Origin of the sequence: Mitsuaria sp. GD03876 (assembly GCF_029840635.1) — a bacterium.
Lineage (GTDB): Bacteria > Pseudomonadota > Gammaproteobacteria > Burkholderiales > Burkholderiaceae_C > Roseateles.
This window is the reverse complement of sequence record NZ_JAOCCU010000006.1, coordinates 1-20840: the sequence shown is the minus strand read 5'-3', so window position 1 is coordinate 20840 and position 20840 is coordinate 1. Positions and strand designations below refer to the sequence as shown.

Here is a 20840-nt window from a genome sequence, read left to right as displayed (position 1 = left end):
TCAAGGCGCAGGCAGTGGAAGCCTCGCTGCCGCCGGGCGTATGAACGGCCGCCGTGTCACGGCGACTAGCACTGCGGCTTGGTCAAACCTTTGAACTCCTGGCGACTGTGCCCCTGGGACTCGTGGTCGGCCAGCCACTTCGCGGCGCGGCCGCGCCCGGACCAAGTATTTGCCGGATTGGCAGGGTCGCAGTACACCTTCAAACTCCGCAAGGACGTCATCGGGCAGCGGCGCATCGAAGGCCGGCGGAACGAGCAGCTTGCCCTTGAGCATGCCCAGTTGCCGTCCAGTGATGGAAGCGGCGAGCGCTGGATCGAAGGCGCCCGAGCGCTGCATGAGCAATATCTCAGTGCGCCGCTTGAGCCTTGCGCGGCGCTTTCGCTGTGATGTCATCATGTCCGGCGCACAGAGGATTTCTCCAAGGCTCCCGCGCACGAAGCCCTTCGGTCCAAAAGTTCTGCCCCTTGACTTCCAAGACGAATGTTCAGCCCAAGATCAAATTCCGCCCTTTGATCCCGAATTCGATCCTTTGATTTCGGATTTCACTCCGCCCCCATGCCCCTCCGTTATCACACCGTCCCCGTCACCCCCTTCCGCCAGAACTGCTCGATCGTCTGGTGCGACGTCACGAACGACGCGGCCGTCATCGACCCGGGCGGTGAGGTCCCTCGGCTCCTCGCCGAAGTCGAGCGCCTCGGTCTCTCGCTGAAGGCGATCTGGCTCACCCACGCCCACATCGACCACGCCGGCGGCACCGGCGAGCTCGCCCGCACGCGCGATCTCCCGATCGTCGGTCCTCACGTGGGCGACCAGTTCTGGATCACCGCGCTGCCGCAGCAGGCCGCGATGTTCGGCTTCACGCCGGCCGAGATGTTCACCCCCACCCGCTGGCTCGAGGACGGCGACACCGTCCAGATCGGCCACGAAACCCTCACCGTGCGCCACTGCCCCGGCCACACGCCCGGCCACGTCGTCTTCCGTTCCGCTTCGGCCAGGCGCTGCTTCGTCGGCGACGTGCTCTTCGCCGGCAGCATCGGCCGCACCGACTTCCCCGGCGGCGACCACGACACGCTGATCCGCTCGATCACCGAGCGGCTCTGGCCCATGGGCGACGACACCGTCTTCATCCCCGGCCACGGCGACGAGAGCAGCTTCGGCGAGGAACGCCGCACCAACCCGTTCGTCGGCGGCCGCTGGGGCTGACCGCCGCGCGCCGCCGCTCACAACGGCGACAGCCCCGTGTCCAGGAAACGCGACTCCGGGAACCCGCGCAGCGCCAGCGCCGCCAGCTCGGAGAGCTCCTCGAAGCTGCGCTCCTTCTGCAGCACCGCCACGCCGCCCAGCCGGTCCGCCGCGTCGGTCAGCTCGTCGCCGATGTAGCCGGTCGTGATGATCACCGGCACCCGCGGCAGGGTCGCCCGCACCGCCACCGCCAGCTCCAGCCCGTTCATGCCCGGCATGTTGAAGTCGGTGATCAGCAGCTGCACCGGCGCCCGGCCCTGCTCGATGTCGTCCAGGCACTCGCTGGGCGTCGCGTAGGTCCGCACGTCGTAACCGGCCTTCTTCAGCAGCGCCTCCACCATCAGCAGCACGATCGGGTCGTCGTCCACGTAGATCACGTGTTCGCCCTCGCCCGGATCGGCCACCTTGGCCAGCGCCGACGAGTCCAGCGGCGCCGCCTCGTCCCCCACCACCGGCAGGTAGACCGCGAACAGCGTCCCCTGGCCCGGCCGCGACTGCACGTCGATCGCGCCGCCGTGCGCATGCACGATGCCGTGCACGATGTGCAGCCCCAGCCCCGTGCCCTGCCCGCGCGGCTTGGTCGTGAAGAAGGGCTCGAACAGCCGCTTCGTCACGTCCTCGGCCATGCCGTGGCCGTCGTCGCGCACCGTCAGCTCCGCGTACCGCGTCGGCGCCACGCGTCCGATCGCGAACGCATGCGGCACGTCGAAGTGAACCGCGCGCAATCCGACATGCAGCGTCCCGTGCCCGCCCGGCATCGCCTGCCACGCGTTCGTGCACAGGTTCAGCACCACCTGCTGCACCTCCGCCGGATCCACCGTCGCGACGCAGTGGTCGCCGTGCAGGTCCACCGTCAGCCGCACCGTCGCCGGCAGCGTCGAGCGCAGCAGCCCGATGCTGTCCTCCACCAGCGGCCGCAGCCGGTGCTTGGACAGCTCGTGCCCGCTGCCGCGCGCGTACGCCAGGATGCGCTGCACGATGTCGCGCGCGCGGTCGCCGGCCCGCTTGATCTGCTGCATGTGCGATCGCAACGGCGATCCCGCCGGCAGCTCGTCCAGCATCATCCCGGCGTGCCCGAGGATCGCCGCCAGGATGTTGTTGAAGTCGTGCGCCACGCCGCCGGCCAAGGTGCCCAACGACTCCATCCGCTGGATGCGCACCAGCTTCTCCTCGAGGTCCACCCGCGTCAGCTCGTCGGCCTTGCGCATCGTGACGTCGATGAACAGCACGACCAGCCCGTGCTCGCAGGGAAACGCGCGGCACTCGAACCACTTGCTCAGGCGCGCATTGAATTCCTCGTACAGGTGGGCCGAGCGCGACTGCATCGCCGCGCGCGCCTCGACATCGAAGCGGCCGCCCATCACCCCGGGCAGGCTGGTCCAGTAATTCCTGCCGATCAAGGCCTCGCGCTGGCGGCCGCAGGCGCGCTCGAAGGCGACGTTGACGAACTCGATCGTCCAGTCGTGGCGCAACAGGATCACCGCGTCGGTCACGTAGTCCAGCGCCGCGCCGACGTGCTCGACGCCATCCTGCGGTGCGGCCGACGCACCGGACCCGTGCGTGGACTCATCTCGCGACATGTCGTTCCCTGGTCGATGAGGCGCCAGTGTGGACCTCGCAGGCGGCGTCGGCAATCGCCGTGCCGTCTCCCTTGACATAGGGATACACGAGAGAAACCCGATGGCATCGGACTTCCCGGGCGTCGGCGGCCTCGGGGTCAGGCCGTCACGTCATCCGGCTGTTACGACTTCGCGGGTTCCGGCGGCTGGAAACGCTGCGTCGGCTTGGGCGCCCGGGCGTAGAGGCCCTCGACGCGCGGCAGCGTGCGTTCGATGTCGCGGATCCGCGTCGGGCCCGACGGGTGCGTCGACAGGAACTGCGGCGGCGCGCCCTTGCTGGCCTGTCCCATCTTCTGCCACAGCGAGACGCCAGCCCGCGGGTTGTAGCCCGCGCGCGCCGCCAGGTCCATGCCGACCAGGTCGGCTTCGCTCTCGTCCTCGCGGCTGAAGGTCAGCGTCAGCAGCTGGCCGCCGATGTTGGCGATGCCGCGGCCCACGTTGCCCAGCCCCAGCAGCGCCGCGCCGAGCTCGATCGCGCCGTTGGTCGCCGCCGTCTTGCCCATGCGCTCGCGCGCGTGTTCCCGCAGCGCATGGGCCATCTCGTGGCCCATGATCATCGCGACCTCGTCGTCGTTGAGCTGCAGCTGCTGCAGGATGCCGAAATAGAACGCGATCTTCCCGCCCGGCATGCAGAACGCGTTGAGCTCGCGGCTGCCGATCAGGTTCACTTCCCAGCGCCACTGCTGCGCGCGCGGGTTCCAGGCGCCGGCGAACGGGATGATCCGCTGCGCGATCGCCCGCAGGCGGACCACCTGCGGATGGGTGGCCGGCGCCAGCGCCTTCTGCGACTGGGCCTGGCGCGTCATCTGCGCGTACTGCTGCTGCGCCGCGGCCTCGACCTGTTCGGCGGAGATCAGCTTGGTGAAGCGGCTTTGCTTGCCGACATCGACGCCTTCCTGCGCCCAGGCCGGCGTCATCGCGCTCACGCCGCCGGCGGCGAGCAGCCCGGTGAACAGCCGCCGCGCCGGCTGGCGGGGCGCGCCGTCGCCGCCGCAGGCGCGGCAGTCACAGCGTCCGAATCCGTACAGGGGCGCCGACGGCAGATGAACGTCGGCATCGGGGGAGAAGTCAGCATCAGCCATGGCGGGATTCTAGGGAGGCGACAATGCCTCCCATCATGTCCCAGCCGCCCCTGATCACGCCGTCCCCGGCCTGCGCCACCTCGCCGCTAGACCCGCAGCAGTTCCGTGCCGCGCTGGGCATGTTCGCCACCGGCGTCACCATCGTCACCGCGCGCGCCGACGACGGCACCCTGGTCGGGCTGACCGCCAATTCCTTCAACTCCGTGTCGCTGACGCCGCCGCTGGTGCTGTGGAGCCTGGCGCGGCGCGCGGGCTCGATGCCGGTGTTCAGCCGCGGCTCGCACTACGCGATCAACATCCTGGCGGCCGACCAGAAAGAGCTCGCGCAGCGCTTCGCCACGCGCGACATCGACCGCTTCGCCGGCGTGGCCTTCCGCGAGGGCTGCGGCGGCGCGCCGGTGCTGGAGGGCTGCGCCGCGGTCTTCGAATGCGCCAACCGCAGCCAGTACGAGGAAGGCGACCACGTCATCTTCGTCGGCGAGGTCGAGGCCTGCAGCCGTGCCGAGCACGCGCAGCCGCTGATCTTCCACGGCGGCCGCTACTACACCGAGCTGCCGATCTGAGCCCGGCGCGCGCGCCTCAGGCGCGGCCCGGGTCCTCGCCGCCGCCATGGCGGCCGACCGGCCAGAACGGCGCCAGCCGGTCCAGCGCGCGCCAGCGCCACGCGCCCACCGCCACCGTGAGCAGCACCGAAGCCGCGAGCGTCCACAGCGGCGAGAACTCCCAGTAGCCGCTGGCCGCGCCGCTCAGGCCCATCAGCAACAGCATCGCCATCGTCCGCGTGGCCACGCGGCCGCCGCTGAGCGGCGCTTGGCGCGACCAGTCGCGCCACAGCAGCAGGCCGGCCGGCAGCGCCACCGCGGCGGCGTGCAGGCCGAGCATCCGGGCGTCGAAGGCCGAGGTATCGCCCGGCACCAGCGCGCCCATCGTCAGGACCGCGCCGACGGCCACGGCCCACACGCCCAGGTATTGGCGCAGCAGACGGAAGGCCAGCTGCCGGTTCATCGCGGAGCCGCGCGGCATGCCGGGGACCAGCAGCAGCAGCGCCTGCTCGCGGCGCATCTGGAGCAGCGTCGTGGCCAGGCCGAACAGCGGCGCCATCATCGAGCTCATCAGCCCGATCGACACGCCGGGCAGCGCGCCACGGATCACCCGCTCCGCGCGGTCGGGGATCGTGATCAGCAAGACGATCTCGGCGATCAGGAAGAAGCCCAGGATCACGATCGAGGTCGAGCCGCTGGCCGACCAGTGCAGGCCGCGCAGCACCGCGAAGTCGGCCCGGGCGGCGACGCTGGCCGCGGTCGGTCGGGCGGTGCGCAGCAGGTGCTCGCGCCACAGCGGATGACCCCACTGGAACAGCCGCGCCAATGGCGCGAGGGGCCCGCGCGGGCAGGCGATGCGTGCCGCGCCGCCGCCGCGCTGCATCGACATCGTCTCGCGCCAGCGCCGCGATCGGCCCCAGGACTGCGCATGCGCGGAGCCGCCGTCCTGGAACAGACGCCACAGCGCCATGCCGGCAAGGAGCAGCACCACGGCCGTCTGCGTCAGCGCCTCGGCCTGGTACCAATCCCGCGCGAAGGCGACCAGCGCCTTCGTCAGCGCCATGTCGTGCAGGGTGGAGGAGAACATCGCTGGCGTGAACCAGAACGCGATCCACAGGTTCGGCCAGCGCAGGCAGGCGACGAAGGCCAGCATCGCGACCGCGCAGCCGCTGATGATCGCGAGCTCATGCCCAGTCGCTGAGCCCAGCAGCGCGCCGCAGGCCACGGCCAGCACCAGCATCAGCCCCACCGCGACCTCGCGCAGACGCCGCACCTGGCCCGGCACCAATCGCGCGGACAACGGGTCGTTCAAGCTCACCAGCGCGCTGGCGGCGGCCCACCACATCAGCTGCAGCGCGATGGCCGCGGCCACCGCGAAGGCGACCGCGACGACCTTTGGCTTGCCGCTCATCGTGGCCAGGCCGGTCGCGCCCAGCACCGGCAGCGCCAGCCACCACAGGCGGCCGACCTTGCGCGCCACCGCGCGGAACACCGCGCCATGGCCGCCGACGCCGGGCAGCGGCAGCGCGGCGTTCATTGCGTCAGCTCCAGGAACAGGTCCTCGAGGTTCAGCGCCTCGCAATGGAGCGCCGCGTCGGCCTCGGGCACGCGGCCGCCGGGGAAACGCACCAGCCAACGCGGCTGCTCGCCCAGGTCGCGGCGGCTCAGCACCTGGCCGCCATGCGTGTCGACGGCGGCCTGCAGCCGGCCGATCGGCCCGGCCAGCAGCCGGACCTCGTCCGACAACACGTCCAGCGGCGCCTGCAGCGCGATGCGGCCGCGGCTGAGGAAGGCGATGTTGAAGGCCACGCGTTCCAGGTCGGACAGGATGTGGGTGGAGAACAGCACCGTCGTGCCGCGGTCCAGCACCTGGTCGACGAGCTCGCGCAGGAAATCGCGCCGCCCGGCCGCGTCGAGGCTGGCGACGGGCTCGTCCAGCACCAGCAGGTCCGGCTCGTGCGCCAGCGCCCGCACGATCGACAGGCGCTGCTGCTGCCCCTGCGACAGCTGGCCGACGCGACGATCGCGCGGGATGTCCCAGCGCGACATCAGGCCGTCGACCTTGGCGTCGTTCCAGCGCGGGTAGAAGCTGCGGAAGTAGCGCAGCAGGTCGCCGGCCTGGAAGTCCTCGAACAGCGCGGACTGCTGCGGCACGTAGCCCAGCCGCGCCCGCAGCGCGTCGTCCGGCATCAGCGCGGGCTGGCCGAACAGGCGGACCTCGCCGGCCTCCGGCTCGCGCAGGCCGAGCAGCGTCTCCAGCAGCGTGGTCTTGCCGGCGCCGTTGCGACCCAGCAGGCCGACGACCTGGCCCGGCGCCAGCGTCCAGTCCAGCCCGGCCAGCACGCCCGGCTGGCCCTTGAAGTCGACCCGCAGGCCGGTCGCCTGGACCGGCGGCGCGCCGGCGGCCTCGTCGGCGCGCGTCGCGGCCAGGTCCATCGTCAGCGTCTGTGTCATCGCGTCTCTCCCTTGTCCTCCAGCAGCGCCTTGAACAGCGACAGCACCTGTTCTGGCGGCAACTCCAGCTGCCGCGCCTCGGCGGCGGCCTTCTCCAGCGTGGGCCGCAGCAGCTCGACGCGGCCACGCGTCTTCATCGCCTTCTGGTGCTGCGCCGCTACCACCATCGGCAGCCCGCGGCGGCGCTCCACCAGGCCCTCGGCCTCCATCAGGCCGAAGGCCTTGGACACCGTCATCGGGTTCACCGCCAGCACCTGCGCCAGTTCACGCACCGAGGGGATCTCCTGGCCCGCCACCAGCTGGCCGCTGGCCACGCGGCGGCGCAGCTGGTCCACCAGCTGGCGGTAGATCGGCTCGGGGGAGCCGGGGTTGATGGTGAAGATCAGGTCGGGGTCCACGGGGCGGGCGGGGCGGTGAAAGGCGGGGCGTCGTTTGCGTGTATCGGTACAGTAATACACATGGACGAGGAGCGTCAAGTCCGAGACTGCGGGGTATCACCGAGTCCTCAAGCCGCTGCGCCGAACTTCTCCCCATACAACTGCGCCACCCAGTCCACGAACACCCGCACGCGCGGCGACAGCTGGCGGTGCTGCGGGTACAGCGCGGAGAGCGTCATCGGCGGACTCTCCCAGTCCGCCAACACCTCGACCAACCGCCCCTCGTCCAGCTCCTGCTCGACGTGAAACCGTGGCAGCTGGATCAACCCGCAGCCGCGCAGCGCGCAGGTGACGTAGTTCTGCGCGTCGTTGACCGAGATCCACCCCGGCAGCTGATACCGACGCAACTGCCCGTCGACGGTCAGCTCCACCGGATAGTCCGCCCCGCCGCCGCTGGCGAAGAAGCGCACCGTCTGATGCCACGGCAGGTCATCGGGATGCCGCGGTGTCCCAGCCCGCGCGAGGTAATCCGGACTCGCGCACAGCACCTGCGGCATCGACGCCAACCGGCGCGCCACCAGCGTCGAATCGCGCGGCGTGCCCGCGCGCAGCACGCAGTCCACGCCCTCGCGCACCAGATCGACCAGCCGGTCCCCGCCGCTGACCACCAGCTCGATCTGCGGGAACCGGGCGCGGAACTCGTCGATGCGCGGCAACACGATGTGCGTCGCATGCGCGCCATGCATGTCCACCCGCAGCACGCCGCGCGGATTCGACGCCACCTGCTTGAGCGAGGCCTCGGCATCGTCGAGCTCATTGAGCACCAGCACGCAGCGCTCGTAATACGCCTGGCCGTCCAGCGTCGGCCGCACGTCGCGGGTCGTGCGGTCCAGTAGCCGCGTGCCCAGCCGCGCCTCCAGCGCCTTGATCGCATGGGTGGCGCTCGCGCGGGGAATGTCCAGTTGCGCGGCGGCCTGCGTGAAGCTGCGCAGCTCCACGATCCGGGTGAAGAGCTGAAGGGTGTCGAAGCGGTCCATGGGCAGGGATCCTCTCGCACTTTTGTTGAGCTGGGTTGAATTAACAAGTCGATTGTGGCGCCTTTATCCGAAGGCGGCCAATAACCAGAATTCGTTCCATCGCCACCGGGAATGCCTCCCCACCGCGACCCGACCTCTGCACCCCACTTCAACCCTGGAGCCCACCATGACCACCCCCGCCACCACCTCTTCCCCGATCCGCACCGCCATCGTCACCGGCGCCTCGCGCGGCATCGGCAAGGCCATCGCCACGCGGCTGGCCGCCGACGGCTACGCGGTCGTCGTCAACTACGCCGGCAATGCCGCCGCGGCGCAGGAGACCGTCGCCGCGATCGAATCCGCCGGCGGCCGCGCCGTCGCCGTCCAGGCCGACGTGTCCGACGCCGGTCAGGTCGCCGCGCTGTTCGACGAGACGCTGCGCCGCTTCGGCCGCGTCGACGCCGTCGTGCACAGCGCCGGCGTGATGCCCATGGCGCCGATCGCGCCGGCCAGCCTGGCCACCTTCGACCAGGTCATCGACACCAACCTGCGCGGCGCCTTCCTGGTGCTGGCCCACGCCGCCGAGAAGGTCGCCGCCGGCGGCCGCATCGTGGCGCTGTCGACCAGCGTGATCGCCAAGTCCTTCCCGAACTACGGCCCGTACATCGCCGCCAAGGCCGGCGTCGAAGGCCTGGTCCACGTGCTTGCCAACGAGCTGCGCGGCCGCTCGATCACCGTCAACGCGGTCGCGCCAGGCCCGGTCGGCACCGAGCTGTTCTTCAAGGGCAAGTCGCAGGAGCAGGTCGACCAGGTCGCCCGCATCGCGCCGCTGGAACGCCTGGGCACGCCCGAGGACATCGCCAACGCCGTGTCCTTCCTCGCCGGCCCCGACGGCGGTTGGATCAACAGCCAGGTGCTGCGCGCCAACGGCGGCTTCGCCTGATCGCCCCCCATCGACCGCCCCCTGTCCTTCCGACTTCCCCCTCCGGAGCATCGTCATGAACACCCAGAAGCCCACTCCCCAGGTCATCCTCGTCACCGGCGCCTCGAGCGGTTTCGGCGCGATGAGCGCCCGCGCGCTGGCCGAGGCCGGCCACGTCGTCTATGCCAGCATGCGCGCCACGCAGGGCCGCAACGCGCCGCAGGTCGCGGCCGTCCAGGCCCATGCCGCCGAGCACGGCGTCCAGCTGCACGCGCTGGAACTGGACGTGCAATCCCAGGACTCCGCCGACGCCGCCATCGCCCGCATCGTGGCCGAGCAGGGCCGGCTCGACGTCGTGATGCACAACGCCGGCCACATGGCCTTCGGCCCGACGGAAGCCTTCCTGCCCGAGCAGTTCGCGCAGCTCTACGACGTGAACGTGATCGGCGCGCAGCGGGTCAACCGCGCGGCGCTGCCGCAACTGCGCCGCCAGGGCCGCGGCCTGCTGCTGTGGATCGGCAGCAGCAGCACCCGCGGCGGCACGCCGCCCTACCTGGCGCCGTACTTCGCGGCCAAGGCCGCGATGGACGCGGTCGCCGTCAGCTACGCCGGGGAACTGGCGCGCTGGGGGATCGAGACGGCCATCGTGGTGCCGGGCGCCTTCACCAAGGGAACGAACCACTTCGTCCACTCGGGCGCGCCGGCCGACGCCGAACGCGCCGCCGCCTACGACACCGGCGCGACCCAGGGCCTGGCCCACGAGATCATGACCAACCTCGCCGCGGCCGAGCCCGCCGACGCCGATCCGACGGAGGTGGCGCGCGCGGTGGTCCGGGTGGTCGATGCGCCGTTCGGCAAGCGCCCGTTCCGGGTCCACATCGACCCGTCGGACGACGGCAGCGAGACGGTCAGCGCGGTCGCCGACCGGATCCGCGCCGAGTTCCTGCGCCGCGTCCAGCTGGGCGACCTGTTGACGGTGCGCAACGCGGGCGCGACCGCGGTGTGAGCCGACGCGGGCGATCCCTCACGGATCGCTCGCCCTTGCGGGGGATCGGTATCCCTCCGGGTCGCGGCCGGCGTCGGGGCGCTGATATCCTGCCGCCGCCCCGCGCTCCCGCGGGACCGCGGCCTGGTCCGCGCAACCTCCGGCCCCCGCACACGCCCATGATCGTCGGCATCGACCTCGGCACGACCAACAGCCTCATCGCCGTCTTCCGCGACGGCCGTCCCCAGCTGATCCCCAACACCCTGGGCGACTTCTCGACCCCGTCGGCCGTGGCGATCGACGAGACCGGCAAGCTGATCGTCGGCCTGGCCGCCCGGGAACGCGCCGCCACCGATCCGGCGCGCGCCGCGCAGGCGTTCAAGCGCTGGATGGGGACCGAGCGCACCGTCAAGCTCGGCGACAAGGCCTTCCGTGCCGAGGAGCTGTCCGCGCTGGTGCTGCAGGCGCTGAAGGCGGACGCCGAGGCCTTCCTAGGCGAACCGGTCACCGAGGCCGTCATCACCGTCCCCGCCTACTTCAACGAGGCCCAGCGCCGCGCCACCCGCACCGCCGGCGAGCTCGCCGGGCTGAAGGTCGAGCGGCTGCTCAACGAACCGACCGCCGCCGGCCTGGCCTACGGCCTGCAGGACCGGCCCGACAACAGCACCTTCCTGGTCTTCGACCTGGGGGGCGGCACCTTCGACGTGTCGGTGCTGGAGTACTTCGACGGCGTCGTCGAGGTGCGCGCCAGCGCCGGCGACACGCGGCTGGGCGGCGAGGACTTCGCCCACGCGATCGGCAAGCTGTTCATCGAGCGCTGCGGCGCGCTGTCGCTGGCCGACCGCGAGCGGCTGCAGAAGGACCCCGCCCTGTGGTGGCGCGCGGCCGAGCAGGCCAAGCGCGACCTGAGCGAGCGCGACACGGCCACGATGGGCCTGATGCTGGACGGCCGCCGCGCCGAGCTCGAGCTGACCCGCGCCGACTTCGAGACCGCCACCGCCGACCTGCTGCAGCGCCTGCGCCGCCCGATCGAGCGCGCGCTGCAGGACGCGCAGCTGTCACCGTCGGCGCTGGACGAGGTGGTGCTGGTCGGCGGCGCGACGCGCATGCCGATGGTCCGCCAGATGATCACGCGGCTGTTCCAGCGGCTGCCGCTGCGCACCATCGATCCGGACCAGGCGATCGCGCAGGGCGCGGCGGTGCAGGCCGGTTTGAAGGCGCGCGACGCGGCGCTGGACGAGGTGGTGCTGACGGACGTGATGCCGTTCTCGCTGGGCGTGATCACGTCGCAGCAGGTCGGCCAGCAACGCATCGGCGACCGCTTCAGCCCGATCATCGAGCGCAACACGCCGGTGCCGGTGTCGCGGATGGAGCGCTACTGCACCGTCTCCGACAACCAGAAGGTGGTGGAACTCGACATCCGCCAGGGCGAGTCGCCGCTCGGCAGCGACAACCTGCACCTGGGCAAGCTCGACATCGAGGTGCCGCCGCTGCCCGCGGGCGACGCGGCGATCGAGGTCCGCTTCACCTACGACGCCAACGGGCTGCTGGAGGTCGACGTGCGTGACGTGCAGGGCGGACGCACCGCCAGCACGCTGATCCGCAACACCGCCACCGAGATGAGCGAAGCGCAGATCGCCGAGGCGCTGCTGCAGCTGCGCGCGCTCAAGCGCCATCCGCGCGAGGAAGAGGAAAACCGCTACCTGGTGGAGCGCGCCAAGCGGCTTTACGAGGACCGGCTCGGCGAACAGCGCAACGCGATCCAGGCCTGGCTGAGCGAGTTCGAGCAGGTGCTCGACGCGCAGGACCCGCGGGCGATCCGCCAGGGCCGCCAGCGGCTGCGCGAGGCGCTGGACAGCATCGACGGCGGTTTCCGCTTCTGAAGCCTGGACGCGGAGCGCGGCGATGACGTCCTGGATGAACGACTGGCAGGAAGACTGCGAACGCGTCGGACTGGAGGCTCCCAGCACCGACCTGGTCGAGATCAAGCGCGCGTACGCGAAGACGCTGCGCAAGACGCGGCCGGACGACGACGCGCAGGCCTACCAGGCGCTGCGCGAGGCCTATGACCGGCTGGTCGCCTTCGCGCGGCGGCAGCAGGCGATGGCCGCGGAAGCCGCGGCGGAGGCGGCCGCGGCCGCCGAGGCGGACGGCGGCACGGCGAACACGTCGGAGGCGCTGCGGACAGCAGGGGACACCGAGCCGGCGGCGGCGACGCCTGTGGAGGCGATGGCGCCGCCGCGGGTCGTCGAGTCCCGGACCCATGTCGAGCCCCTCGTCGCCGACGCGCCGACGCCCATTCCCGCGACGGCGGGATCGCCCACCACCGAGATTCCCGTTCCTGTCGACGACGCGGACGTGGCGATGCTGGACCGGGAACCTCCGCCCCCACCGCCACTGCCGCCGGCGCCGCCACCGATCCCCCGTCCGCGCGCCGAGCGTCCGGCACCGCCGCCCTTGGCGATGCCGATGCCGCAAGGCCCGACGCCCGAAGCGCTGTGCAACGACCTCGTCGACCTGCTCAAGCGCGGCCCCGCGAAGGTCGAGGCGGCGCTGCCCGCCCTGCGCGTCGCCCTCGGCGAGCTGCCGCTGGCGTCGCAGGTCGAAGCCTCGGCGCGCTTCGCCGACCTGGCGATCGCGCTGCAAGACCACCTGCCCGGCGCCCTCCTCGACCTGCTGCGCGACCACTTCGACTGGTCACGCGACTTCCGCACCGAGCGGCTGCTCGGCGCCGAACGGATGGCCGCGCTGGCGGAAGTGCTCGACCGCCGTCCGATGCCGATCACCGACCCGGACACGCTGGCCGAATTCGGCCCATCGGTCCGCGTCGCGCAACTGGCGGGATCCCAAAGCGACCTCGACCAAATCAAGGCCTTCTTCGGCGCGCTGCTGATGGGCCATGCGCTGCTGCTGCACCTGCAATGGGCCGGCTGGCAGCTGCTGCGCCGCTTCGGCCTCGACGAAGCCGAGATCACCGCCGTCAACAAGGTCATCGGCCGCGTCCGCAACCTCGCGGTGGTGCACATCGCCGCGCTGGTCGCGGCACTCGACCTGGCCCTGCGCCACGAGCCAGGCGCGGCGTTCGAGCGCGGCCTCTCCGCCCTGATGTCGCTGGTCATCTTCTGCACCGCGATGGGCCTGGTCTGCCGCGTGCTCGACTTCCTGCGCGACGCCCTGCCCGACTGGCTGAAGACCGCCCTCTCCGGCGGCCGCTGGGAAAAAGCCTCGCCATGGGTCGGCGCCGCCGCCTTCGCGCTGGGCGGCGCGGCGCTCGAAGGCGCCCCCCTGATCCAGGGCGACGTCGGCGCCGCCATCGCCATCGGCGGCGTCATCGTGCTGATCGCCGGCATCCTGCTCGGCCTCAAAGGGCCCCTGCACCTCGTCGTCACCGCGACCGCGCTCTGGGGCTTCCTCGTCCTGACCCTGCCCTCGACAAACCTCCTCGGCGCCGGCCTCCTGGCCGCCTGGGTCTCCGCCGGCACCAGCATCTATCGCCTGCGCCTGTACGTCCCCAACCCAGACTTCCGCATCCAGCCACGCTGGCCCACAGGCGGCGCCAAAGCCATGCTCGCCCTGCTCACCATCGGACTGCCCACAATGATGAGCTGGCTCGCCAGCATCAGCGGCATGCGACTCACCCTCGGCGCCATCACCATCGCCTACTCCGGAACCAGCAGCTTCCTCGCCGATACCGCGCGAACACCCCGCGCATTGATCCTGGTCGGGGCGCTCTACCTCACCCTCGCCTTCGGCCTCGCAGCACAACGCGCAGGGTGGTGGATCGGGCGGAAACTCTTCCACTCCCGCTCCGGCTCCGGCTCCGGCTCCTGATCGATCGCTCCGGCTGCGGGAGGCGGGGCGGCCGTCGGCTCATACGCTCCCGCAAGCTCCGCAAATCGCCGCCAACCGCCCCGCCTCCCTCCGCCTCCGAACCGAGAACTTCCGTCGAACTCCAACCGAGAACATCGGGTCGGAACCTCGCATCGGACCTCCGGATCGGGCCCTCGGGTCGGGCCTCCGGGTCGGGCCTCCGGGTCGGGCCTTCGGGTCGGGACGATGTCCGGAACAAGCGTTGATCAGGGAATCGGCGCCCAGCCCGACGGCGACCAGCGCAGCAGGACGTCGGTCAACGGATTCGCCGTCTTGCCCTTGATCTCCCGCATCTGCGCGCGCAACGCGTCCAGCGACGCGGCGTCGTCATCGCTGACATACAGCACCGTGTCGTTGGCCGGCGCGGCCACGATCAACTTGCCCTTCTGCGCCTCGGCCAGCGGCTTCCAGTCGTCGATGAACACGAGTCGACCCGTCGCGAGCACCGGACCATCGAGCTTGCCCACCTCGCCCGACGCCACCGGCTTGGCCGCCTGCAGCACCTGCGGCATCGCGTCGTAGGTGTTCTTGCGCGCGATCTCGCGCACCTGGTCCACCGACAGGTTCAGCGTCTTGTAGTCCTTCTCGCTGATCAGCCGCGAGGCCCTCAGCGTGTCGAACACCGGCACCGTCACCAGCGGACCGACGAACGGCCGCGGACGGAAGGTCGTCGCGTCGCCGCCGACCTCGCGCTGCGCCTGCTGCACCGACGCCGCCGTGCGCACCGCCAGCCGCAGCGACTCGCGCGTCGCGGGAATCGTCGAGGCCCGGAACTGCTCCGTCGTCGACTTCACGAACACGTTGACATCGTCGGCGCAGTTGCCGCGGTTGCCCTGGCAACCCGCATACAGCTTGTCGAGCCGCGTCCGGTGATCGGCGATGCCGAGCGTCAGCGGCTCGCGCACGACGACAGTGCCTTCGCCCAGTTGCTGTCGCAGCTGCGAGGCGACGTACTCGGTGAAGCCGGCCGCGTCCTGCGGCACGACGCCCGCCTGCGCGTGCGCGCCGGCGGCGGACAGGCCCAAGGCGGCGGCGGTCGCCATTGCGGCGAGGGTGGATCGGAGAACGGGACGCGGTTGTCGCTGAAGACGAAGACGCATGACGGACATGAGGACCTCCGTGTTTTCATGGGGAGGCCCGGGCTGGGCAAGGAACGCTCCCGCGTCCTGCCCGCCCCTGTGGGAATGCTGGCGCGCTCAGCGCACCTTCACGCGCCCTGGACCTTGTACTGGTCCGCCTTGGCCGCGCCTTCCATCGCCGGGTCGCTGACCGACGGCGCGCCGGTCTCGACGTGGCCGGCGAAGCGGCGCAGGAAGTCCGCCTGGCCGTTGACCCGCACCGACACGTCGTACCAGTGCGCCGCGACCGCCACGCCGATGCGCACGTCGCTGCTGCTGCGCGGCGCCACGGTCACGGTGACCGGCGCGACGCTCTGGTACTTGTTGTGGGCGACGGTGAAGGTCGCGGCGACCGGGCCGGTGTTGACCAGCGACAGCACGAGTTCGCCGGTGGCCGGCGCGCTCTTGGCGACGACGTCCGGGTTGGGCTGGCCCGCCGCGGCCGGACGGCGCGCGTTGCCGGCCAGGTGGCGGTGGAAGCCGTTCGGGCCGAGGATCCACAGGTCGTAGGCGCCGGTGGCCTGCGGCGCGAAGCTGCCGCTGAGCTGCTTGCCGGCCTCGACGGTGTAGCGGCGCGGGACTTCGGTCAGGCGCGTGCGGTCGTAGACATGGAACACGGCGGCCGCGCGGCCGGTGTTCTGGAAGGTCACCGCGATCGAGGTGCCGTTCGGGCCGGCGCCGGGCGTCAGCGCGCTGGTGGCCTGCAGGTCATACGGCAGCGCGCGGGCCGGGCGCACGCCCGAGGCCTGCGTGGGCAGCGACAGCGCGCCGGGCACCGGCGGCGTGGTGGTGCCGGGCAGCGCGCGCGCCTTGTTGGCCAGCGCGACGGTGGCGGGCAGCTTGGAGAAGAACTCGCTGTCCTCCGGGTCGGCGAAGTTGAAGCACGAGGTCAGGTCGCCCGCGACCGCCCGGCGCCACTTGCCGATATTGGGCTCGGACACGCCGAAGCGGGCTTCGATGAAGCGCAGCGTGGAGGTGTGGTCCGCCACCTGGGAGTTGACCCAGCCGCCCTTGCTCCACGGCGAGACGATGTACAGCGGCACGCGCGGACCCATGCCGTAGGGCCGGTGCAGGTAGGTCGCGGAGGCGCCGTTGAGGATCTCGCAGTACTCGCCGGTGGTGTCGACGGTCGACGCGCCCGCCAGCACGGCCTGCGCCGGGTTGGCGTTCCAGGTCACGTAGGACGGCGCGGCCGGCGGCGGCATGTGGTCGAAGAAGCCGTCGTTCTCGTCGAAGTTGATGAACAGGACGGTCTTGGCCCAGACATCGGGATTGGCGGTCAGCGCGTCCAGCACCTTGGAGGTGTAGTCGGCGCCCTGCGCGGGGCTCGACGGGCCGGGATGCTCGGAGCCTTCCGCGGTCGCGACGACCCAGGACACGGCCGGCAGGCGGTTGTTGATGACGTCGTCGCGCAGCAGGTCGAGGTCGCGCGTGGAGATGCCGCGGTCCTTGAGCACCTGCGAGAAGCCCGGGCGGTTGTACCAGCCGTCGCGGAACACCTTGAACCCGGCCAGCGAGTTGTCGGTGAAGTTGTCGTCCATGTTCTGGTAGACCTGCCAGCTGACGCCGGCCGCCTGCAGTCGCTCGGGGTAGGTGGTCCAGGTGTAGTCGTCCAGCGGGTTCGGGTTGAACCAGTCGTGGCTGTTGTCGGTGGACGGACCGTTGCCCTGGCGCAGCGGGTCGTTGGTGCCGGTCCAGATGAACAGGCGGTTGGTGTTGGTGCCGGTCTGCGTGGCGCAGTGGTACGCGTCGCACAGCGTGAACGCGTTGGCCAGGGCGAACTGGAAGGGCAGCTCCTGCTCCTTGAAGTAGCCCATCGAGTGGTTCTGCTTGGCCTTGGGCCAGTTGTTCATGCGGCCATGGTCCCAGGCGGCCTGGGCGTCGGTCCACGAATGCGGCGTGCCGCTGACGCGCATGAAGGCGAAGTTCTGCGCGGTGTTCAGGTGGAACGGGGCGATGGCGCCGGGCGCGGCGTTGTTGACGGTGGGCTGGACCCAGACGTTGCGGCCCTTGACGTTGGTCGAGTCGGCCACCGGCGCCGGGAACGGGTCGCCGAAGCCGCGCACGCCGTTCATCGTGCCGAAGTAGTGGTCGAAGGAGCGGTTCTCCTGGGTCAGGATGACGATGTGCTCGACGTCCTGGATCGTGCCGGTGCGCACCGCGGCCTTGATGGACAGCGCGCGGGCGATGGCCGGCGGGAAGCTGGTCATCGCGGCGGTGGCGCCGGCCGCGGTGGCGACGGCGCGGAGGAACTGGCGGCGGGGCGGTTGCTGCTGCGTCATGGCGGAGCTCCTCAAGCGGCGGTGTTGGCGGCGGTGTTGGCGGCGGTGTCGTTGGCGGCGGCCTTGCGGCGGCGGACCACGAGCGCGGCGACGGCCAGGCCGCCCAGCGCCAGCGCGCCGGAGGCGGGCTCGGGGACGGCGGAGGTGAAGGTCAGGTCGTCCATGACGAAGAAGGCGGGATCGCTGCTGCGGAAGACCAGGCGGTCGACCAGGCCGGCGTAGCCGCTGGTGAGGAAGGCGGGCGTCGCGCCCAGGTCCAGCGTGGCGGTGGAGGCCACGAGCGTGCCGCCGAGGTAGAGGTCGATGGCGACGTTGACGCCGTCGAAGCCGGCGAACCACGCGCCCTGGAAGGTGCTGGGCGAGAGGAAGCCGATGGCGCTGGTGGCGCTGCTGCCGTCGAAGCCGAGGGTGGCGCGGCGGTCGCCCGAGTGGGCGGTGTAGGGCGCCTGCTCGCCGGCGAACTGGAACCAGGAGCTGGCGGACCAGTCGAGGCCGGCGTAGTTGGCGGGGAGAAGGCCGTCGCTGGTCAGGTCGTCGAAGGTGACGACGGTGGCCGAGGCGAAGGGCGCGGCGGCGGCCAGCAGCAGCGGCAGGCAGGCGCGGACGAAGAAGCGGGCAAGGGGCTTGCGCATGGGAACTCCAGGGAGGTCGGCGGTCGGGAAAGCGCCGCGCGGGTGCACCGGGGTCAGGTCTTGCCGGCGCACCCGCTCGGCGGTGCGCGGCGGATGTTCAGAGGGCGGGGTGACAGACCGGTGAAGGGTCGGTGTCATCCCCGGGCCGGGAACTTGCCCTCGGGGGGCTTGTCGCCGGAAGCGGGGGCGCGTCGCGGAACCGACGCGGGAGCGTCATGTAACGCTGGGTGTTGCGACGGTGTGCGCAACGGTGTCGGGCGTGACGCGATGCGTCCGTGGGTGGTCATCCCCCGGATCCCGGCGGGACGCTGACGTGGAGGCGCTGATGAGGATGCGTGTGGGGGATGGCCTCCCCCGATCAGTTCCCCCGCCGAGGCCGCAATTCGGAGGAAAGACAGGCGCTCACCGCATGTCGACACTGCGTGCCTTCGGGTCGAGAGGCCCGGCAACGAAGGAGTTGTCCATGAGCGTCGATACCCGTTCCGCACAGGAGGCGCCGCCGAGCGCCTGCTTGGCGCCCGCTTCCGCATCGTTCGAGCGCTTGGCGGAGGCGCTTCGCCGTCCGCAGGTTCTCTTCAAGGAGATGGCGGATCCATGCCTTGTCGCGCGATGCGAGATGGCGGACTGGGAGGCGACGACGGCGTCGCTGAGGAGGATCCTCGATCGTTACGACGTCGCCCCGGACCTCGTCATGGCGAAACTGCACCTGGCCGCCGAGTTCATGAAACACCACGACATCCCGCTCGAAGGATCTCCGTGGTTGTGCACGTACCACGACGAGAGCGACATCTGGGCTCGATACGACATCCATACGGCGCTCAGCGGCCCGGACATCTCGGTCTGGCAAGACCGATTCGATGACGTGCTCGCCAGCCGTGACCTGCGCATCGAATGCTTCCAGATCTGGCTGCTCGACCGCGGCCCTCGTTGATGTCGCCGCCCTGGGGGAAGCGTCCATGCCCATCGATTGCCATGACCTGCTCGACCTGGCACGCCACCTGTCGGCCAGCACGAACGAAGCGACCTTGCGAGCCTCCATCAGCCGTGGCTACTACGCCGCTTACTACCGCTGCTTGGAATGGGAAAGGCAGTTGCCCAAACGTGGCGACGACAACGGCATCCATGGCGTTCACGCGTGCCTGATCAGCCGCCTGCAGTGTCCGCACAGGCGGTGCAGTCCCGCGCAGGCCCGGCAATCCAGGGCCATTGGCAAGCAGCTTCGAGAACAGCGGGATCGCCGCACGTTCGCGGACTACGAGGTTCATCTCCCTCTTCCGCGCCAGTTCGCGGCGTTTCAACTCCAGTCGATCGACGGTCTCTTCAATCGATGCAAGCAGTCTGATCGGTCCGACAGGTCGCGCCGGCGCAAACCCCGCTGAGCGACTGCGGAGCGATGGTGCGATCGCTCCTTCCCTGTCCGGGAAGGCGCATCAACCAGCGCGCTCCGCCGCGAACCGCTGATACCAGGCCACCGCCTCCGCATTCGCCATCGCATCGCGCTTCATGACCTGCTCCGCGGCGGCGCCGAGCAGCAGCTTCTTGATCGGCAGCTCCATCTTCTTGCCCGACAAGGTCCGCGGCACCGCCTCGACCTGATGGATCTCGTCCGGCACATGCCGCGCCGACAACGCCTTCTTGATCGACTCCCGCAGCCGCTGCTGCAGCGCCGCGTCCAACGCCACCCCGTCGCGCAGCTGCACGAACAGCAGCAGGCAGCTCGGCCGGCCCAGGTACTCCAGGTCGACGACCAGGCTGTCCAGCACCTCCGGGTGCGTCTCCACCGCGCGGTACAGCTCCGCCGTGCCCATCCGGATGCCGTGCCGGTTGATCGTCGCGTCCGAGCGCCCGTAGATGATCGCGCCGCCCGACGGCGTGATCCGCAGCCAGTCGCCATGGCGCCAGATGCCCTCGCCGTTGGGGCCGCGGTACATGTCGAAGTAGCTCGACAGGTAGCGCGCGTTGTCCGGATCCCCCCAGAAGTACAGCGGCATCGACGGCATCGGCCGCGTGCAGACCAGCTCGCCGACCTCGTCGATCAGCGGCTGCCCCTGCCCGTGTTCATCGGCCTCCGAGAACGCGTGCACCGCCGCGCCCAGGCTGCGCACCTGCATCTGGCCGCGGACCAGCGGCTCGGTGATCAGCCCGGTGAGGAAGGCGCCAGCGAAGTCGGTCCCGCCGCTGATGATGCAGATCCAGATCGGCTGGCCGTCGGTTGTCGGGCAGTTCGCCCAGATCCAGTCGTAGCTCTCGTCCGCCAGCGGGCTGCCGGTGCTGCCGATCGCGCGCAGCCGGCTCAGGTCACCGTGCCTCATCGGCTCGACGCCGGCCTTCAGGCAGCTCGCGTAGAACGCCGCGCCCGCGCCGAAGAAGGTCGCGCCCGACCGCGCCGCGAAGCGCCACAAGGTGCTCCAGTCCGGCGCGTCCTTCGGCCCGGCGGGGCTGCCGTCGAACAGGCAGATCGTCGTGCCGCCCATCAACGCGCCGACCTGGCAGTTCCACATGATCCAGCCCGTCGAGCTGTACCAGTGGAAGCGGTCGCTGGTCTGCACCGTCGGGCCGACGTTGTTGTGGATCGAGCCCTTGAGCATCTCCAGCAGCACGCCGCCATGGCCGTGCACGATCGGCTTGGGCAGCCCGGTCGTGCCGCTCGAGTAGACGATCCACAGCGGATGGTCGAACGGCACCAGGTCCGGCGCGCG

The 20840-nt window shown here is 70.8% G+C and carries 19 protein-coding genes; 9 read left to right on the top strand and 10 right to left on the bottom strand.

The features are described from left to right. Positions 1-78 precede the first annotated feature (78 nt). Both N5D62_RS05530 and N5D62_RS05525 read left to right on the top strand, forming a co-directional pair. Positions 79-387: a hypothetical protein gene (locus tag N5D62_RS05530; RefSeq protein ID WP_279756643.1), complete on the top strand. Its 309-nt coding sequence runs from the start codon at positions 79-81 to the stop codon at positions 385-387. A gap of 168 nt (positions 388-555) precedes the next feature. Then, complete coding sequence (locus N5D62_RS05525; RefSeq protein ID WP_279756642.1) at positions 556-1203, top strand: MBL fold metallo-hydrolase; 648 nt, start codon at positions 556-558, stop codon at positions 1201-1203. A 17-nt stretch (positions 1204-1220) separates the two neighbouring features. Here the strand turns inward: N5D62_RS05525 and N5D62_RS05520 are convergent, their stop codons facing one another. Next, positions 1221-2822 (bottom strand): ATP-binding protein, encoded by a 1602-nt coding sequence (locus N5D62_RS05520; RefSeq protein ID WP_279756640.1) that lies wholly within the window; start codon positions 2820-2822, stop codon positions 1221-1223. A 161-nt stretch (positions 2823-2983) separates the two neighbouring features. Next, the gene (locus N5D62_RS05515) at positions 2984-3943 is read right to left on the bottom strand and encodes a M48 family metallopeptidase (protein WP_279756639.1); all 960 of its coding nucleotides are present in this window, start codon (positions 3941-3943) and stop codon (positions 2984-2986) included. A 35-nt stretch (positions 3944-3978) separates the two neighbouring features. On the opposite strand from N5D62_RS05515, the gene N5D62_RS05510 reads away from it, so the two are divergent. Continuing rightward, positions 3979-4506: a flavin reductase family protein gene (locus tag N5D62_RS05510; protein WP_279756638.1), complete on the top strand. Its 528-nt coding sequence runs from the start codon at positions 3979-3981 to the stop codon at positions 4504-4506. 16 nt (positions 4507-4522) lie between these two features. Here N5D62_RS05510 and N5D62_RS05505 read toward each other — a convergent pair whose 3' ends face one another. From N5D62_RS05505 to N5D62_RS05490, 4 genes are all read right to left on the bottom strand, one after another. Continuing rightward, positions 4523-6022, bottom strand: a complete 1500-nt coding sequence (locus N5D62_RS05505) for a hypothetical protein (protein WP_279756637.1) — start codon at positions 6020-6022, stop codon at positions 4523-4525. Next, entirely contained in the window at positions 6019-6939 is a 921-nt protein-coding gene (locus N5D62_RS05500) for an ABC transporter ATP-binding protein (protein WP_279756636.1), read from the bottom strand. The genes N5D62_RS05505 and N5D62_RS05500 overlap by 4 nt, the downstream gene beginning before the upstream one ends. Then, positions 6936-7337: a GntR family transcriptional regulator gene (locus N5D62_RS05495; protein ID WP_279756634.1), complete on the bottom strand. Its 402-nt coding sequence runs from the start codon at positions 7335-7337 to the stop codon at positions 6936-6938. The genes N5D62_RS05500 and N5D62_RS05495 overlap by 4 nt, the downstream gene beginning before the upstream one ends. Before the next feature lie 107 nt (positions 7338-7444). Further along, positions 7445-8353, bottom strand: coding sequence for a LysR family transcriptional regulator (locus N5D62_RS05490; protein WP_279756632.1), 909 nt, complete (start codon positions 8351-8353; stop codon positions 7445-7447). A gap of 166 nt (positions 8354-8519) precedes the next feature. On the opposite strand from N5D62_RS05490, the gene N5D62_RS05485 reads away from it, so the two are divergent. The 4 genes from N5D62_RS05485 (at position 8520) to N5D62_RS05470 (ending at position 14070) form a co-directional block, all read left to right on the top strand. Beyond that, positions 8520-9275 (top strand): SDR family oxidoreductase, encoded by a 756-nt coding sequence (locus N5D62_RS05485; RefSeq protein WP_279756630.1) that lies wholly within the window; start codon positions 8520-8522, stop codon positions 9273-9275. Positions 9276-9330: 55 nt separating this feature from the next. Next, positions 9331-10260 carry an SDR family NAD(P)-dependent oxidoreductase gene (locus tag N5D62_RS05480; RefSeq protein ID WP_279756629.1) on the top strand — a complete coding sequence of 310 codons (930 nt, stop codon included), beginning with the start codon at positions 9331-9333 and terminating at the stop codon, positions 10258-10260. 158 nt (positions 10261-10418) lie between these two features. Next, positions 10419-12122: a molecular chaperone HscC gene (locus tag N5D62_RS05475; protein WP_279756628.1), complete on the top strand. Its 1704-nt coding sequence runs from the start codon at positions 10419-10421 to the stop codon at positions 12120-12122. A 22-nt stretch (positions 12123-12144) separates the two neighbouring features. Continuing rightward, positions 12145-14070, top strand: coding sequence for a hypothetical protein (locus N5D62_RS05470; RefSeq protein WP_279756627.1), 1926 nt, complete (start codon positions 12145-12147; stop codon positions 14068-14070). Positions 14071-14315: 245 nt separating this feature from the next. Here the strand turns inward: N5D62_RS05470 and N5D62_RS05465 are convergent, their stop codons facing one another. The 3 genes from N5D62_RS05465 to N5D62_RS05455 all read right to left on the bottom strand — a co-directional run bounded on the left by N5D62_RS05465 (position 14316) and on the right by N5D62_RS05455 (position 18141). Further along, positions 14316-15152, bottom strand: coding sequence for a hypothetical protein (locus tag N5D62_RS05465; protein WP_279756626.1), 837 nt, complete (start codon positions 15150-15152; stop codon positions 14316-14318). 164 nt (positions 15153-15316) lie between these two features. Then, complete coding sequence (locus N5D62_RS05460) at positions 15317-17509, bottom strand: phospholipase C, phosphocholine-specific (RefSeq protein ID WP_279756625.1); 2193 nt, start codon at positions 17507-17509, stop codon at positions 15317-15319. 11 nt (positions 17510-17520) lie between these two features. Continuing rightward, the gene (locus tag N5D62_RS05455) at positions 17521-18141 is read right to left on the bottom strand and encodes a PEP-CTERM sorting domain-containing protein (protein ID WP_279756624.1); all 621 of its coding nucleotides are present in this window, start codon (positions 18139-18141) and stop codon (positions 17521-17523) included. A 463-nt stretch (positions 18142-18604) separates the two neighbouring features. Between N5D62_RS05455 and N5D62_RS05450 the strand changes: the two genes are divergently transcribed. Further along, positions 18605-19072 carry a hypothetical protein gene (locus tag N5D62_RS05450; protein ID WP_279756623.1) on the top strand — a complete coding sequence of 156 codons (468 nt, stop codon included), beginning with the start codon at positions 18605-18607 and terminating at the stop codon, positions 19070-19072. Between the two features lie 25 nt (positions 19073-19097). Then, the gene (locus tag N5D62_RS05445; RefSeq protein ID WP_279756622.1) at positions 19098-19520 is read left to right on the top strand and encodes a hypothetical protein; all 423 of its coding nucleotides are present in this window, start codon (positions 19098-19100) and stop codon (positions 19518-19520) included. 51 nt (positions 19521-19571) lie between these two features. Here N5D62_RS05445 and N5D62_RS05440 read toward each other — a convergent pair. Beyond that, positions 19572-20840: AMP-binding protein (locus N5D62_RS05440; protein ID WP_279756621.1), on the bottom strand; the 1269-nt coding region annotated here is incomplete at its 5' end.